The 16,203-nt window shown below is 38.8% G+C and carries 12 protein-coding genes, 1 tRNA gene and 2 pseudogenes; 9 read left to right on the top strand and 6 right to left on the bottom strand.

The features are described 5' to 3' along the window. Window positions 1-27 precede the first annotated feature (27 nt). Both LG003_RS14980 and LG003_RS14985 read right to left on the bottom strand, forming a co-directional pair. Window positions 28-357 (bottom strand): type II toxin-antitoxin system RelE/ParE family toxin, encoded by a 330-nt coding sequence (locus LG003_RS14980; protein WP_262981069.1) that lies wholly within the window; start codon window positions 355-357, stop codon window positions 28-30. Then, on the bottom strand, window positions 326-562 hold the full coding sequence (locus tag LG003_RS14985; protein WP_112876907.1) for a TA system antitoxin ParD family protein: 237 nt from the start codon (window positions 560-562) through the stop codon (window positions 326-328). The genes LG003_RS14980 and LG003_RS14985 overlap by 32 nt, the downstream gene beginning before the upstream one ends. A 409-nt stretch (window positions 563-971) precedes the next feature. Between LG003_RS14985 and LG003_RS14990 the strand changes: the two genes are divergently transcribed. After that, window positions 972-2,693, top strand: coding sequence for a phospholipase (locus LG003_RS14990; RefSeq protein WP_112876906.1), 1,722 nt, complete (start codon window positions 972-974; stop codon window positions 2,691-2,693). Between the two features lie 194 nt (window positions 2,694-2,887). Here the strand turns inward: LG003_RS14990 and LG003_RS14995 are convergent, their stop codons facing one another. Both LG003_RS14995 and dsdX read right to left on the bottom strand, forming a co-directional pair. Further along, on the bottom strand, window positions 2,888-4,219 hold the full coding sequence (locus LG003_RS14995) for a D-serine ammonia-lyase (protein WP_262981070.1): 1,332 nt from the start codon (window positions 4,217-4,219) through the stop codon (window positions 2,888-2,890). 415 nt (window positions 4,220-4,634) lie between these two features. Continuing rightward, window positions 4,635-5,972, bottom strand: a complete 1,338-nt coding sequence (dsdX, locus tag LG003_RS15000; RefSeq protein ID WP_262981071.1) for a D-serine transporter DsdX — start codon at window positions 5,970-5,972, stop codon at window positions 4,635-4,637. A gap of 241 nt (window positions 5,973-6,213) precedes the next feature. Between dsdX and dsdC the strand changes: the two genes are divergently transcribed. Together dsdC and LG003_RS15010 are read left to right on the top strand one after the other, a co-directional pair. Beyond that, on the top strand, window positions 6,214-7,152 hold the full coding sequence (gene dsdC, locus LG003_RS15005; protein WP_112876903.1) for a DNA-binding transcriptional regulator DsdC: 939 nt from the start codon (window positions 6,214-6,216) through the stop codon (window positions 7,150-7,152). 514 nt (window positions 7,153-7,666) lie between these two features. Beyond that, complete coding sequence (locus tag LG003_RS15010; RefSeq protein WP_112876902.1) at window positions 7,667-8,239, top strand: Ail/Lom family outer membrane beta-barrel protein; 573 nt, start codon at window positions 7,667-7,669, stop codon at window positions 8,237-8,239. Window positions 8,240-8,419: 180 nt separating this feature from the next. On the opposite strand, the gene LG003_RS15015 is transcribed toward LG003_RS15010, so the two are convergent. Then, window positions 8,420-8,495, bottom strand: a tRNA-Lys gene (locus LG003_RS15015). Window positions 8,496-8,747: 252 nt separating this feature from the next. Between LG003_RS15015 and cycA the strand changes: the two genes are divergently transcribed. The 4 genes and pseudogenes from cycA (at window position 8,748) to LG003_RS15035 (ending at window position 13,552) form a co-directional block, all read left to right on the top strand. Beyond that, entirely contained in the window at window positions 8,748-10,154 is a 1,407-nt protein-coding gene (gene cycA, locus LG003_RS15020; RefSeq protein WP_262981072.1) for a D-serine/D-alanine/glycine transporter, read from the top strand. Between the two features lie 358 nt (window positions 10,155-10,512). Next, a pseudogene (locus tag LG003_RS15025) lies at window positions 10,513-10,714 on the top strand (NAD(P)H:quinone oxidoreductase); the annotation flags it as partial. 552 nt (window positions 10,715-11,266) lie between these two features. Then, window positions 11,267-12,493, top strand: a complete 1,227-nt coding sequence (locus LG003_RS15030) for an alpha-xenorhabdolysin family binary toxin subunit A (RefSeq protein WP_315903391.1) — start codon at window positions 11,267-11,269, stop codon at window positions 12,491-12,493. Window positions 12,494-12,535: 42 nt separating this feature from the next. Next, window positions 12,536-13,552: an alpha-xenorhabdolysin family binary toxin subunit B gene (locus LG003_RS15035; protein ID WP_262981074.1), complete on the top strand. Its 1,017-nt coding sequence runs from the start codon at window positions 12,536-12,538 to the stop codon at window positions 13,550-13,552. A gap of 44 nt (window positions 13,553-13,596) precedes the next feature. Here LG003_RS15035 and LG003_RS23635 read toward each other — a convergent pair. Continuing rightward, a pseudogene (locus LG003_RS23635) lies at window positions 13,597-13,782 on the bottom strand (IS982 family transposase); the annotation flags it as partial. A gap of 242 nt (window positions 13,783-14,024) precedes the next feature. On the opposite strand from LG003_RS23635, the gene LG003_RS15040 reads away from it, so the two are divergent. Together LG003_RS15040 and xylB are read left to right on the top strand one after the other, a co-directional pair. Further along, complete coding sequence (locus tag LG003_RS15040; RefSeq protein ID WP_262981075.1) at window positions 14,025-15,053, top strand: NAD(P)-dependent alcohol dehydrogenase; 1,029 nt, start codon at window positions 14,025-14,027, stop codon at window positions 15,051-15,053. A 3-nt stretch (window positions 15,054-15,056) separates the two neighbouring features. Beyond that, a partial coding sequence (gene xylB, locus LG003_RS15045; RefSeq protein WP_262981076.1) for a xylulokinase occupies window positions 15,057-16,203 on the top strand: 1,147 nt, incomplete at its 3' end.

Below are 16,203 nucleotides of genomic sequence, written 5' to 3' on the forward strand. Positions count from 1 at the left end.
TGAAACGCGCTTTATTGGATAGAACCCCTATCCAATGAGCTTTAAATCTGCTTTTCTGTGTCGCTTTTGTTCCTGATAAAAATTTTCATGAGAGCCAAAGTTCAGCAGGTATAACTCTATTTTCTCTTCAACCCAACAGTAACCAAGCAATGTTAACTGGTTATTTAACTTAAATTTATGGACTCGAAGGAAACTTAAATCACCTTTCTTCTGCTCACCGATTTCAGGATTATCAATTATTCTATCAATCTCATCTTCTACTATCGTAAGAAGATCCTCAGATAACTTAGATAATGCCTTAGAGAAACGTCTTGTTTCATAAACTTCAATCTTTGGATCTTTTTGTCCTTCTGACATAACGCGACACCTTACCGCTATTGACTTCGCTTTTTGCCAGTAAAGAATCAAGGATAAAAGAGTACGGCAAATCAGGGTTATCCTCCGCAATGCGGCCAATCTTAGCCCAATGCTCGATTTGCTTAGGTACACTTCTGCTTGAAGCTGCTGCATGAATTTTTACATCATTCACGAAATCATCATCCAAACGTATACTGATAGCCATAGTTTAGTTTACCCCTCTGGGATTTTGTACTACATGTGTTATAAAATGCACGTGTATAAAATGCAACATTTTATCGCATTATGCAATTATTAATTACAATTTTGATATCTCTATCCCCATGATATAAAAGGGAATCTCTCAAAATCTCCCGCTCAACGCAATAAGACACAGCAAGGCCAATTTTATTCTCATCCTCAATAAAACTGGCTTCATTGAATTGTTGATATCGCCTGAATTACGGACCTATGACTCAGAAAAATCGATTTATCTCCCCTTTAAAAATGCGAAGTCGGTTCTATCTTTTTTAACTTCCCCCCCTCAAAAATTGATTATGATTATAAATAGCTTGCCTGATGCTGGCAGGCTGTTGGTTGATATGTAAAAAAATTGTTGCTTGGAGGATGTATATATGAATTTATTGGATGGTTTACAAAAAAAACTGGACGGTTACTTTAATAAAACAAGTGAAATCAACTATGTAAAAATATTTGATACTCCCAAAATATGGGGGCTTCCTTTTGGAAAAGAGATAATGCCACAGGCGGTTAAAAGAGCAGTGGAATTTGAAGAGGCTATTGTCAGCATTCTGGAAAACATGCGTTATCGCTGCGATATTTCCTCCTTGAATGCCCCGGATGCAGAGTGGAGAAAAGTTATCCTATCAGCTATCGATCGCGCATTTACCAAAAAAATAGACAGGAAGGACAGAACTCAGATAAGGTTCTTATTCGCTCAAACACCGACATCTTTGTTAAACGGTGTGAATTCATACTTTGAAGGTACTCCTGAATATCTGGCATTGAAGGATGATATTATTAAATTAATTCAAGAAAGGAGAGATAATTGGGAGTGTATACCTGAAATATGGATTGGTCGGTTTTACAGGATAGTAGACGGACTCAAAGTATCATTAGAGAAGAAAGTGCTGCCAGAGGAAATGTTTCCAGAAGCTGATACCAGAATGACATGGAATCATACAAAAATTATCGCAGTTGATGGAATTGAATCATTTGTCGGGGGCCATAATTTAAATATGGATCTTTTTAAAAACTACCCTCCAGTTCATGATGTCTCTGTTAAAGTTATAGGAACGGCATCATTAAGCTCACAATTATTTTTAAATAACATGTGGGAGGCTGATACAGACCTCTTAACTAAAGAATTCTTTGATATAGATGAAAATCGATGGGTTAATGCAAATGGTATTGTGGGAAAGCCGGCAGATCCATTAAAAAAAGAGCACATTACTGAATATATAGACAGAAAAAAAGAAGAATGCCTAAAAAATCCACCTAAGGACCCAGAATATAAGAAAACAAGCAGGATATTATCCGTAGGTAAATATTGGTCTGGGCCTGATATGCGAACGGATTATAAAAAAGGCTCCGAAATAATGAAAGAGTTTATAATAAAGAATGCAAAGAAAAAAATCCGCATGTCCCAACAGGATCTTGTCAGTGCATGGAAAAAACAATGGCGAGATCACCATGTGTGCCGATGGTTGATAGAAGCATTGCTTGCTAACCCCGAGCTGGAAGTTCAAATTGTTGTATCGCCACTTGATGCAGCCGCAGGTGCTTCTGGTGATCAATATTCTTTTGGTTCTGGAGCCAAAAGAACGTTTGAATTATTTAAATACTATTTGACACATGATGAGCATACCAATGAGAAGCTGAAAGATCCGGATGGAATCAGGCAAGCCGCACTGAAAAGAATAGAGGTTGCCCCTTTTTTCTTTACAGACAAAGTACCTGAAGATCTTTTGATTGAAGGTAATACATACAAATGGCCAAGCGCGGACGAAAGTTCTTATACTGCTACGCTAAAAGAACCGTCTCTTTCTGAAAGACTTCCACAGGAAGGTGCTATAGGACGCCCATTCCGGTCCTTAATTAAAGCGAGTGGTCCGGTATATCCCAAAGTTCCCCCTGCTCCTGGGAATCATGCAAAAGTAACAATAATTGATGATGAACTCTACGTGGTTGGTTCTGATAATCTCTATCCAGGGTATCTTTCGGAGTTCAACTATCTTATTGAGGGAGAAGATGCGGTGAAAGCTTTCATAGAATCCTACTGGGAACCGTTGTGGAAATATTCAGGAACACATTCATTTAATTACAAAAATGTTTGATGTAAGTAACAAATATACTGATATATTCCCGCCAACTGCTGGCGGGAATATCACTTGAAAAACATTAAGAAGATGACTTTTCAGGGTAGGAAACCAAATCAACGCGTTTTTCAGTAATAACCTGGAGACCAGCAGGATATTGAACCTGAGAAACCAGATGCTGGCAACCGGATTGCCCCTGTGAAAGATACCAATTAGATTTTGGCTGTCGCCAAGTACTTTGTCATTTCATCATCGGGCACCATACCACCACCGGTTGCCCAAACCAAATGCGTAGCCTGTTTCATCTTTTCTGCTGAAAGGTTCTTATTATTCAGATAATCACGGTTTCCACTCACACGGGCAGGACCCGCCATCCCAACTAACGCCGAAGGCTCTAACCGGATACCCTCATCACGATTCAGTAAGCCCAACAGATTATACATTTCCTGATCTTGAACAGTATAAAACCCATCCAGCAAACGTTCCATCGCGCGCCCAACAAAGCCAGAAGCCCTGCCTACCGCAAGACCATCAGCAGCAGTGATATTGTCGATTCCGATATCCTGCACGCAAATATTGTCATGCAAACCAGTATATACCCCCAACAACATACTGGGAGAATGGGTCGGCTCAGCAAAAATGCAGTGCACATGATCACCAAAAGCCAGTTTCAATCCAAATGCAACACCACCAGGACCGCCACCGACACCACACGGCAAATAAACGAATAGTGGGTGATCTTCATCAACCACAATATTCATCTGCTCAAACTGCGCCTTTACCCGTCCACCTGCGACAGAATATCCCAGAAACAACGTTTGGGAGTTTTCGTCATCAATAAAGAAACAGTTAGGATCAGATTCGGCTTCTTTACGCCCTCTGGCTACGGCTACCCCATAATCTTGTTCATGTTCTACGACATTGACCCCATGTGAACGTAGCTTCTGCTTTTTCCATTCACGAGCATCGGCAGACATATGCACACTGACATTAAAGCCCAGTTTTGCACTGACAATACCAATGGATAGCCCCAAATTGCCGGTAGAACCTACAGCAATGCTGTATTGATTAAAGAACTGTCTAAACTCTTCTGAAAACAGTTTGCTGTAATCATCGTTTTCAGAAAGCAACCCCGCCTGTAATGCCAATTTTTCCGCGTGAGTTAACACTTCATAAATTCCACCACGGGCTTTAATCGAACCGGAAATGGGCAAGTGGCTGTCTTTTTTAAGCAAAATTCTCCCGGTGATACCCACACCATAATGTTGCTCCAGTGTTTTTTGCATCGTAGGTATAGCCACTATTTCTGATTCAATAATGCCATGTGTGACGGCTGTTTCCGGAAAAGCTTTACATAAATAAGACGCAAAACGATCCAAGCGTGCTTCAGCATCCTCAACATCATCAGCGCCCAAACCGACAAAAGGCAATCCCTCTTTCAAGGTGGTATTACAAGGGTTAAGCCAGAAGATTTCCTCTAATTCCATCAAATTTTTTACTAACGGATGTTCATTTAGTAATTGTTGAATTTCAGTACTTTTCATATATGTATTAACCCAAGATGAGTGTTTCCCTGGTATATACCCGTTATCTTTCAAGTTGCCTCTTTGTTGGCTACACTCGCTCCCCCCGGTCACATAGTTATCTATGCTCCCGGGGATCGCTCCCTTGCCGTCACGATGCATCTTGAAATCCATAGGGTATATAAAAACAACTGTTGCTTTTTCGATTATTAGAATTTTATTATATTCAATATGTTATGTTTACTACAACTTCTTACCAATATCAGCACATCATATTTTATTTATTTTTTATCTTCCCCTTATTTCGATTACTACGTTAATGTTTATTTTGTTTATTATTTTAGCTATAAAAGCTGCCTATTTTATAGGCTTCCCTGGTATTGACACTTCGCACTTCTTATTCTTATTTTTCAAACTGAGCTGTTGCTTCTTTCCATTACACAATGGTAGAAAGAAGAAACGTCCCAATCAACGCAACCACAGACGCAATAAGTGTTGCGGTTGTATAGTACTTAAAAGTTTCACTGAGCGTTGTCCCACAATATTGCTTAACCAACCAAAACAGTGAATCAGTCACAATAGTACAGCCGATAGCACCGGAACCAATAGCCAATGTAATGATTTCAGGACTAATATCTGGATATAACGGCAACATAGGCGAAACAATCGCTGTTGCTCCCATCATTGCGACTGTTGCAGAACCAACCGCCGCATGCAAAATAATGGCAACCAACCAAGACAAAAGAATTGGGTGCATATCCAGACTCGACAAAATAACAGCCAACGATTCACTAAGGCCACTGACTTTTAAAATACTATTAAATGCTCCGCCCGCGCCGATAATTAATAAAATATTGGCGATAGAAGAGAAACAATCTTCTGTTTTCGTCAACAGCATACTCATTCCCATACTTTGCTTGATGCCCAAGGTGTAATAGGCAACAAACGCGGCAATGAACATAGCTGTAATAGGATTACCAATAAATTCCAGCACCATATAAAACGTGGTGCCTTTTTCCATATTTAATTCAGTAACCGTTTTAACCAACATTAACCCAATTGGTAATAACACAGTAAACAATGTCATGCCTAAAGAGGGTAAATTCTCTTCTTTACGAACTGCAATTTCAGAAAATTCTGCCGGAACCGATTTAAAAGGCAGACGGCTACCGAGAAGTTTCTGAAATAATGGACCACCCACCAAAGCTGCACACAGGCCAACAATCAGCCCATAAACAATCACCGAACCAATATCTGCACCCAGTTTATTCGTCACAAATAATGCAGCCGGGTGTGGAGGAACAATACAGTGAACCGCCATCAACGCTGTACATAACGGGATCGCTAATTTCAGCAGTGACGTATTGGTTTTCCTGGCAATAGAAAATGCCAATGGAATTAACAATACCACCCCTACTTCGACAAACAGCGTAATACCACAAACCAGACCAATTAGTACCATAATGATATCGGGTGACAGCCATCGGCATTTTTGCAATGTGATACCAATACGCTCTGCCGCGCCGGATATCTCCATCATCTTACCAAGAATGGTCCCCAGACCAATCACTACGGCCAAAAAACCTAACGTATCCCCGATTCCCCCTTGAATGGCGCTCACCATTTCAACAGGGTTCATTCCCATTAAGGCACCGACATAAAAACTGGCTAATAATAACGCAAGAAAAGGGTGAATTTTTAATTTAATTATCGTAAATACAATTAACACAATACTTGTGAGTAACGTACCAATCACCCAAGGTTGTGAATCCACTTAATCATTCCCCACAGTTAGCCTCTGTTCGTCACACGAATTTTCATTATTGAATATGAATATTCAATTTTTGACAAATGATTAATACATAGTCATGCATGAATCAAATTGAGTCAATTCAGTGATACCGATCAAAATTTTCACTTTATTTGCGATTTAAATCACTAAAACTATCTGAAACATACCGCCTTAATGATACGGTTGTATTATCCGTCGTCGATGAACTAGAAACACGATAAATATGTACACAGATGATAATTTCATGGTTGTAAATAAATTACTCAATGGAAGCCAGTTATCAAAGCTGCATACATTTGAGATAGCTGCTCGCCACTGCTCTTTTGTTTTGGCTGCTGACGAATTAGCTATCACTGCCAGTGCGGTCAGCCATCGAATCAGTTCTCTGGAACAAGAGTTAGGATTCAAACTTTTCCAACGTTTTCACAGAAAAATTGAATTAACTAGTGAAGGCAAGCGTTTATTTTGGACAATTAAATCAACGCTGGAACACCTAAATCAGGAAATTCTGGAAATAAAAAATCAGGAGTTATCGGGTAACCTGACTATTTACTCCCGTCCGACCTTTACTCAATGCTGGCTAGTGCCTAAATTGGCTGATTTTAATCAGCTATATCCATCCATTAACCTGAACATCTTAGTCGGTAATGAAAATGTGAATTTCCGCGGTTATGGTATCGATCTTGCGATCTATTTTGATGATATTATATCCAACGAATTATCACATCAATATCTGATGAGTGAATATATTACCCCGGTCTGTAGCCCGCAGTATGCCGAACAACATAATCTAATGGGAAATATTGATAATTTACGATACTGCACACTATTGCATGATAAACAAGCATGGAGCTACGATTCTGATACCAAAGAGTGGAATACTTGGGCAGAACACTTTGACATGACACTGGAGCCATCACAAAAGTGTATTGTCTTTGATCGTTCCGACTTAGCTGCCGTTGCTGCAATACACCATGCAGGTGTTGCAATGGGAAGAAAAAATATGATTTGGGAAAAAATTGAAAACAATGAATTAATCGCCCCCTTTCCCAACACTGAAGTATTATGTCAACAATATTACTATACCTGTACCCTTCCTCAACAACAGAATGAGAAAGTCAATGCCTTTATCCAATGGCTAAAATCAACTATAGACAAATAAAAATATAGCCAACCATTAACGGATATAACAAATCTGCTCTATTTTAAGTGGCGACAGTTAGTCGCCACAGAATTTAACAACGGATTCTACCGTACTTTCAATCCCATCATTTATACCCGTTATCTTTCAAGTTGCCTCTTTGTTGGCTGCACTCACTCACCCCGGTCACATAGTTACCTATGCTCCCGGGGATTCGCTCCCTTGCCGTCGCGATGCATCTTGAAATCCATGGGGTATATTAGCTCTAGGAAAATATTGCTTACCACCGTCTCAAATACTGTTCTACCTTTAATACATGATGATTTTAATACTAGCTTTATTATTTATATCTTTATCACTATTTCTATCCTTAAAAAGTCAGTAATAATGTAATTATTTGAAAATAACATCTAAATTTAATCAAAAAATATATACTAATGGTGTAAGTTATGATACTTGTCACAACTGCTAGTAAGCAAATCGTTTAAATGAGTTATAAAGTCGTTTATTTTAGAAGTATATAGAGTGTAATGAAATGCAAAAATTGTTATTAAGCTGTGGAGTTATCTTTTCTGTATCTGCGATAACTTTACCTGCTCAAGCAGAACAACATACAGCTTCAATCGGATACGCCTATGTGAAACCACAAGATGCGAGTGCGCTAAATGGCGCAATATTGAGTTATCGATACGAATTGGATGACCAATGGGGGCTATTATCATCATTTACCTTTGCTAAAGGAGATGATAAAGAGACGACAAAAGATTATCACTCAAAAAGTGATGTTAAGTACTATTCCCTAATGGCGGGCCCAACCTATAGGATTAATAACTATATTAGCTTATATGGTCAACTGGGATTATCCAGGATTAATGCAGAATCTTCCACCCACTATAAACCTTCTCCACACTATAGTGGTGGATATATTGAAAAGGAAGCAGTAAGCAAAAACACTTTAGGTTGGGGCGCGGGTTTTATTATCAACCCAACTACCAACACCTCAATTACTGCCGGTTATGAAGGTAGCCGTTTTAGTATTAAAGACGGAAACGAGAAAGATCACTTATCTACTAACGGTTTTAATATAACTGTCGGCTATCGTTTCTAATTTAATTAATGAGCAATGTATCATCACCGGGGTTGAATATTCCACAAAATTGACAATCTTGGTGATTTATCGAAATAATCTTAACTCAATTCTGCATGCCAGAAAGCCTGACCCTCGCTTAAGAAAGCTTATCAACCATGAGTAGCCGCCAATAATTAACGCGTTTGATTGGCCTTAACTTGGTGGGTTGTCGGGGACTCGAACCCCGGACCAATTGATTAAGAGTCAACTGCTCTGCCGACTGAGCTAACAACCCAATACAAGTAATTATTCCTCTACACAAAGCTGTCGTCAATATATTATGACTATTTTTTTCTAAAAGAATAATTCACATTCAATTCCAACAGCATTGACAAGTTAAATTGCAACCAATTTGTTTTTAAAGTGAGATCAGACTGTTATTACTATAGTAATCTGTGTCACAATATTTTTCGCAAACATCATCATATATAAGGCCACTTAAAGAGCCGTAACAATTTACCTAAGAAAATATTGGATACTATATACTATGGCAGAAAATATACACACTTCACTTTCCGCTAAAACCGGGGAAACGCAGTTGCAACGTAATCTAAGCAACCGGCATATACAACTTATCGCTATTGGCGGCGCCATCGGCACGGGTCTGTTTATGGGATCAGGGAAAACAATCTCTCTCGCCGGACCATCGATCATATTCGTTTATATGATTATCGGTTTCATGCTGTTCTTCGTGATGCGCGCAATGGGTGAACTATTGCTTTCAAACCTGAATTATAAATCATTCAGTGATTTCTCCGCCGATTTGCTCGGGCCCTGGGCAGGTTTTTTCGTCGGCTGGACTTATTGGTTTTGTTGGGTCATTACCGGTATCGCCGATGTAGTCGCAATCACTTCCTATATCAGCTATTGGCAACCAGATTTTCCACAATGGCTTACTTCCCTACTCTGTGTTTCACTACTGCTCTCCCTTAATCTGGCTACAGTGAAATTATTCGGGGAAATGGAATTCTGGTTCGCTATGATAAAAATCGTTGCCATTATCGCTTTAATCGTGACAGGCGCTGTTCTGATTGGCATGCATTTTCAATCTCCAGCCGGTCATACCGCTTCACTGGCAAATATATGGAATGATGGTGGATTCTTTCCCAAAGGGTTAAGTGGATTTTTTGCCGGATTTCAGATAGCTATATTTGCCTTTGTGGGCATTGAATTAGTAGGCACAGCGGCCGCAGAAACTAAAGATCCAATGAAATCGCTGCCCAGAGCCATTAATGCCATCCCGATTCGTATTATCACCTTCTACGTACTGGCGCTGATAATTATTATGTCAGTCACACCGTGGCGTTCAATCATTGCAGATAAAAGTCCTTTTGTTGAGCTGTTTGTTCTAATCGGTTTACCCGCTGCCGCCAGTATCGTGAACTTTGTGGTATTAACCTCCGCCGCCTCTTCAGCAAACAGTGGGGTTTTCTCCACCAGTCGCATGCTATTTGGATTAGCAAAAGAAGGCGATGCGCCACAGCAATTCAGCCGCCTTTCACGCCGTTCTGTGCCTGCATCAGGGTTAATCTTCACCTGTTTATGTTTATCCTGTGGTGTGGTGCTGATTTATTTAATTCCTGATGTTATGCATGTATTTACCCTAGTCACTACCGTTTCAGCCATTCTATTTATGTTTATTTGGAGCATGATCCTGTGCTCATATTTGGTTTACCGGAAACGTCGCCCAACATTACATAAGGCTTCAACCTATAAAATGCCATTGGGTATTATCATGTCATGGGTCTGTCTGGCATTTTTTGCATTTGTTCTGATATTACTCACTTTACGGGATGATACCCGCCAAGCATTAATCATCACACCTATCTGGTTTATGGTTTTAATTATCGGTTTTCAAGTTGTAAAAAAACGTAGAACACGTTTGTACAGTTAACTTATTCAAATCCTTAATATCTATACCCTATGGATTTCAAGATGCATCGCGGCGGCAAGGGAGTGAATCCCCGGGAGCATAGATAACTATGTGACCGGGGTGAGCGAGTGCAGCCAACAAAGAGGCAACTTGAAAGATAACGGGTATATATGACCTGTTGGAATAATACTCCACAGGTCTTTTCTATTGCTGCAAGCCGAAAAATCACCACTACACTTACTCTATCGGTTAAGAAAATCTTTCTTGCAAAATAAGGTCATTCCACCTTATTCCATCAATAATATTGATGAATTTAAATAACAGGCTGCCGTTATTGTAAACTTCGCAGCCACTTTTTAACCTTATAGGAGAAAGCAATATGACTAAAATTCTTGTGCTTTATTATTCCATGTACGGTCATATTGAAGCGCTGGCATCCACAGTGGCAGAAAGTCTCTGACGTAGAAGTCACGATTAAACGCGTGCCAGAAACCATTCCACCAGAAGCATTTACCAAAGCAGGTGGTAAAGTAGATCAATCTGCTCCGATTGCATCCGTACAAGAGCTGGTTGATTATGATGCCGCCGCATGCGATAAATTTCCCCTATCTGCTCGATAAATGAAGCGACAATTGTGTTTCATCTATTGAAAAATTTTTACACAACTAACGTCATAAATATGACTGTAATTTATTCAATTTACCCATTTTTCCTTTAAATCTGTAGCAAGGTAACCAATTCCGCACAGCTAGGCGGTATATTCTGCACTCATTAAAATAGGGTTAACACCTCTATCATAATGCACAGTACAGAATGAAATGCCTAACCAAATGAAAATGATTGGAATGCATTCAGCTATGATGATAGGCAATCTAACTTTTAAATACATGACCATATTATTAAATTTTTTTTACTTTAATCTCATTAAAGTCAAATTTCAGTTTGAGAAATGTTTTCTGTAAAGAAACAAAAAAATAAACTAAAATAAATTTTTGGATGAAAATATTTACTTTTGTCATTAAAGTCCATGTAAGCAAACCTATTTTAATTGTAATTAAATAAAAAGGTTTTCATAACATTAAATATGTAGTTAAATTTAATTTGATAAATCATCAACACTAATGGATAACAATATGTTATTAAATCAATCTTTAGAAGAAAATAAATTACCTGAATCAGAAGTTCCTGCTGCTACTTTAAACATATTAACCGGCCAAGCACAAGGAGCAGCCCGTTCAGCGGGAATCTTTACTAAAGAAGACCTCATTAATATCAAATTATATGTTAAAAATGGCTTGGAACTTCCTTTTACTTTGCCGGCGGTAAAGGAATATATTCATTACAATGATACTGATATTGATGGTTTGAAACCTGAAAATATTAAGACTTTATTTGAAGAAATTCATAACCATGCGCTTAGCTGGAGTGAGGTAGAAGATAAAGTCCAACGACAGAGTATCGATCTGGAAAATGCAGGAAAACAAATTACCCAAAAGGGAGAGTCAATAATCAAAATCATTGAAAAAATGCCGATTACAGATAGTATAGAGACATTAAAAAACACATACAATAATCGCAAACCAACCAATGAGCAATTATTTAAAATAACTTATACCGATGTTGATAAAAAAGTAGCAGTCGGATTGAAAAGTATCCTAGAAAGCATGGAGAAAGATATAAAAGAACATAAGGAGAATAGCCAGCGAGTTAAAGATGCAATAACCGACTTTAAAATCACACTGTTTGGTGGAACTTTATCAGATGGCAAAAAAGCTGATGGATTACTGCCACAGGTTGATATCAAGCAAAAACTGATGGATGATAATAATCTTTCTGCAACTATCAAAGAGCTGCAAGATGAGATCAATGAGAAGAAAAAAGATATTGAGCAACTCCAAAAAGACTATAATAAATATGTTGAATTGTCATTTTCTGGCGCGGCTAGTCTTATTGGCTGGGCGATTACCGGTGGTATTTTTGGTCCTAAAGCAGAAAATGCGCGTAAACGGAAAAATGAATTGATTGAGGAAGTCAAAGAGTTACAAAAGAAAATTAAAGGTAAAAGTGCATTACAAACGGCAATCCAAAATTTATCCTTACACTGCCTTAGTATTCAGACCTGTATGCAAGATGCAGAAGTTGCCCTAAAACACTTGGATTTCATGTGGAGTACAATGCTAATGCAAATTAAGCTCTCCAAAAAATCGTTTGCTGAAATTGATAATGCATCGATGCTTTTAGTGTTTGAGGAAACATTTAAGCAAGCTATTAGCCCCTGGAAAGAAGTTCAAGGTTCTGCTGAAAAATTGGTTAAAATTTTTGATGAAGCATTGGCGGAATATAAAAAACTCTCTAGATAATTTCTTAAATTAATTTATAAAGTGAAAAAGGAATATTAAAAAATGTCTGAGAGTATCATCTCACAAAAAGAAATCCAGTATCCAAAAGTTAATATCAAATCCTTGGATGAGACTGTAAATAAAATTTGGCTTTTGGCAGAACGACAAACATCCGGTATTACAGCTATTGGAGAGAAAACCGAGCGAATCAGGTTCTATAGCCGTGAACTCAGTGAATTGGTAAGTGAATCTTTATCACAATTATCACCAATATTAAGTCAATTTTTAGCAGGAGATATTTTCCGATCAATCCGTAAAATTGATAAAGCCCTGGAAGCTCATGATTTGAGTGATGAGAATCGCAATGCCATACTAAAAGGACGCGATCAATTGATTCAGAAATTATCGAAAGATATTCACAATGTGATTGCTAATTTCGATGACAGAATCAACAAACTGACTGGAAAAATTAATGATATTAACGATATAGTGATTGCAGAGCGTTTTAAAAATGTGTTGGCGAAAACAAAAAAACAAAAGGCAGAATTGCAGAGTGATATTGAACAGAAAACCAAAGAAAGAAATAATTTAGATGCAGAACGGAATAAAATTATCGAAAGTCAGGATGTTATTCGCGCAAAAAATATTGCGGATATGTTTAAAGATTATCTCCCAAATACCAATGATATCGATGGCCTGAATTTCGCTCAACCTGAAAAAGAAATTATTAAACAAAGTATTGAGATAGTAAAAAAAGTATTGGGCAAGGTTTCTGAAGGATTGAAATACATCGATTTGGAAAATGCCAGAATGAAGCTCACTGAGCAAATTGATCATACCATGCAAGAATCTAAGGCACTGAAAGCGACATTAGAGGAAACAGAGCTGAGGCTTTCTGGTTTAAATGATGTGATGCAAATCGATACAGAACGCACCACTATGCTTAACGAAGTGGGTAAACTAGAAAAAGCGTGGCGTTTATTCTCCAGTCAATTACACGAATTATCAGATAAGGATATTAATCAGGACTATCTAACCAATCTGATAAACGGACAATTAAATTTCTTGGATAATTTGTAATATCAATATAATATGTTGAAATAGAAATAAATATATTGGTAACGTCAACTTCGTTTAAGAATAGCGATATCATAATCCCGTAAATTCAAGCTCGGTTTTTTTAGGTTGGAACGTATAAGCGATTAGGCCTACGGCGACTTCCAATAAAAAGCCGAGCTGATTGCGGTGCCCTGAATGCCCATCTAAGAAATATTTTTGAGCTGATCCACGACCGGTTGAATATACCTTTTGCCAAAAAAGCTATTGTTTTTTCAATATACAGTTGCTTGCTCATACTCATAATATTGATATCATTATATTGTCAATATACATGTCAAAATAGTGATCAAGTGGGCAGTTCCTTTCTCAATATCGACGATAAAATACACCATTTAATAAGACCTTAACTTAAATCACATAAATATAATAATTTTCGATCTAATATCCCCTCAAATAAATGATATCAATAACATCAAAATTAAGAGGGCAAATCATGAAGGCATTAGTATTAGAAAAAGCAGGTCAGATTTCAATTCAAGATTGGGAAGCCTCCGAAATACTGGGTGAAAATGATGTTGAAATAAAAATTCACTCAGTGGGGATTTGCGGCAGCGATGTGCATTATTATCAATACGGGCGCATTGGGCCATTTGTTGTCGAAAAGCCGATGATCCTCGGGCACGAAGCATCAGGTGTAATCACAGCAGTAGGTAAAAACGTGACTCACTTAAAAATCGGTGATCGTGTCTGTATGGAACCTGGAATTCCTAATCTGCAATCACCACAATCACGGGCAGGTATTTATAACTTAGATCCAGAAATCTGTTTCTGGGCGACGCCCCCTATTGATGGTTGCTTACGTGAAAGGGTTATTCACCCGGCAGCATTTACGTTCAAATTACCTGATAATGTCAGTTTTGCCGAAGGTGCAATGGTTGAACCATTAGCTATCGGTATGCAAGCAGCCACAAAAGCAGAAATTAAACCTGGAGATATCGCATTAGTTGTTGGTGCTGGCACGATCGGAATTGTTACCGCACTTGCTGCATTAGCCGGTGGTTGTTCTGATGTCATTATTTGTGATGTGTTCGATGAAAAACTAGAAATTGCAAAACAGTATCCAGGTCTTCACCCGGTTAATAACAAAGTACTTGCTGAGAAAGTGAATACCTTAACCGATGGTAATGGCGTCAATATTCTATTTGAATGTAGTGGCGCAAAACCCGTCATTACCACTATTTCAGAGCACATTGCACCGGGTGGAATAGCTGTTCTGGTCGGGATGCCTATTGATCCAGCGCCATTTGATATTGTCTCTGCCCAAGCTAAAGAGATCACATTCAAAACAATCTTCCGCTACGCAAATATGTATCCTCGTACTATTCGTTTACTCAGCGCTGGCAAGCTCAAGGTAACCCCCCTATTATCCGCAACCTATAAATTTAAAGACAGCGTTCAGGCGTATGAACGAGCCGCAGAGGGTCGTCCGACAGATATCAAAATTATGTTGGAAATGGAGTAACACATGGCGCTCTATGCTGGTATCGATTGCGGTACACAAAGTACTAAAGTCATTATTGTCGATAGCCAAAAAGCGCATATTTTGGGTGAAGGCAGCTCTCCTCACCCAATAATTAGCGATTCAAACGGCCGTCGTGAACAGCAAGTTCACTGGTGGACAGAAGCACTGGAAAATGCCTTTGCTCAGGCGATCAAGCAAGCAGGAATTTCTGGTACAGAAATTGTCGCTCTTGCCGTATCAGGCCAACAGCACGGTTTTGTTCCTCTGGATGCAGAAGGTCATGTTTTAGCGCCGGTAAAACTCTGGTGTGACACTGAAACTACGGCTGAAAATCAGGAAATTATTGATGCACTCGGTGGTACGCAAGCTGCTTTAGCACAACTCGGATTAATGCCGCAAACAGGTTATACCGCATCTAAAATTCTTTGGTTCAAAAAATACCATCCTGAGTTATGGGAAAAACTGAACGCCGTTTTATTACCTCATGATTATCTCAATTATTGGCTAACAGGCAGATTAGTTGCCGAATATGGTGATGCTTCAGGAACGGGATTATTGAATATTCGTAAACGCGAATGGGATAACCAAATTGCCCAATTCATTGATCAAGATGGCCGTCTTTGGAATGCATTACCTGAATTGGTTTCCGCTGAGACCTGTATTGGCACAGTAAAGCCTGAAATAGCAAGAAGATTAAGGCTTTCACCGACAACCAAAGTTGCGTCTGGCGGGGGCGATAATATGATGGCTGCAATTGGAACGGGTAATATCATTCCAGGTATCACGACCATGAGTTTAGGCACCTCTGGCACCCTATTCACTTACTCTGACAAACCAATTGTCGCTGATTCTGAAATGATCGCGGGTTTCTGTTCCTCTAATAATGGATGGTTACCATTGATTTGCACGATGAATGTGACTTCAGCCACAACCACCATTCAAAAGCTGTTTAATATGGATATTCAGGCTTTTAATGACACATTGAACCAGAGTAAACCCGGTGCTAATGGTTTGATGATGCTACCGTTTTTTAATGGTGAACGTGTTCCACCGCTTCCCCACGCCAAAGCGAGTCTCCATAACCTGGATATTAGCAATATGAATCAACAAAATTTCATTTTGGCGGCAGTCGAAAGCGCCACCTACGGGC

The organism is Photorhabdus kleinii (assembly GCF_025384885.1).
GTDB lineage: Bacteria > Pseudomonadota > Gammaproteobacteria > Enterobacterales > Enterobacteriaceae > Photorhabdus > Photorhabdus kayaii.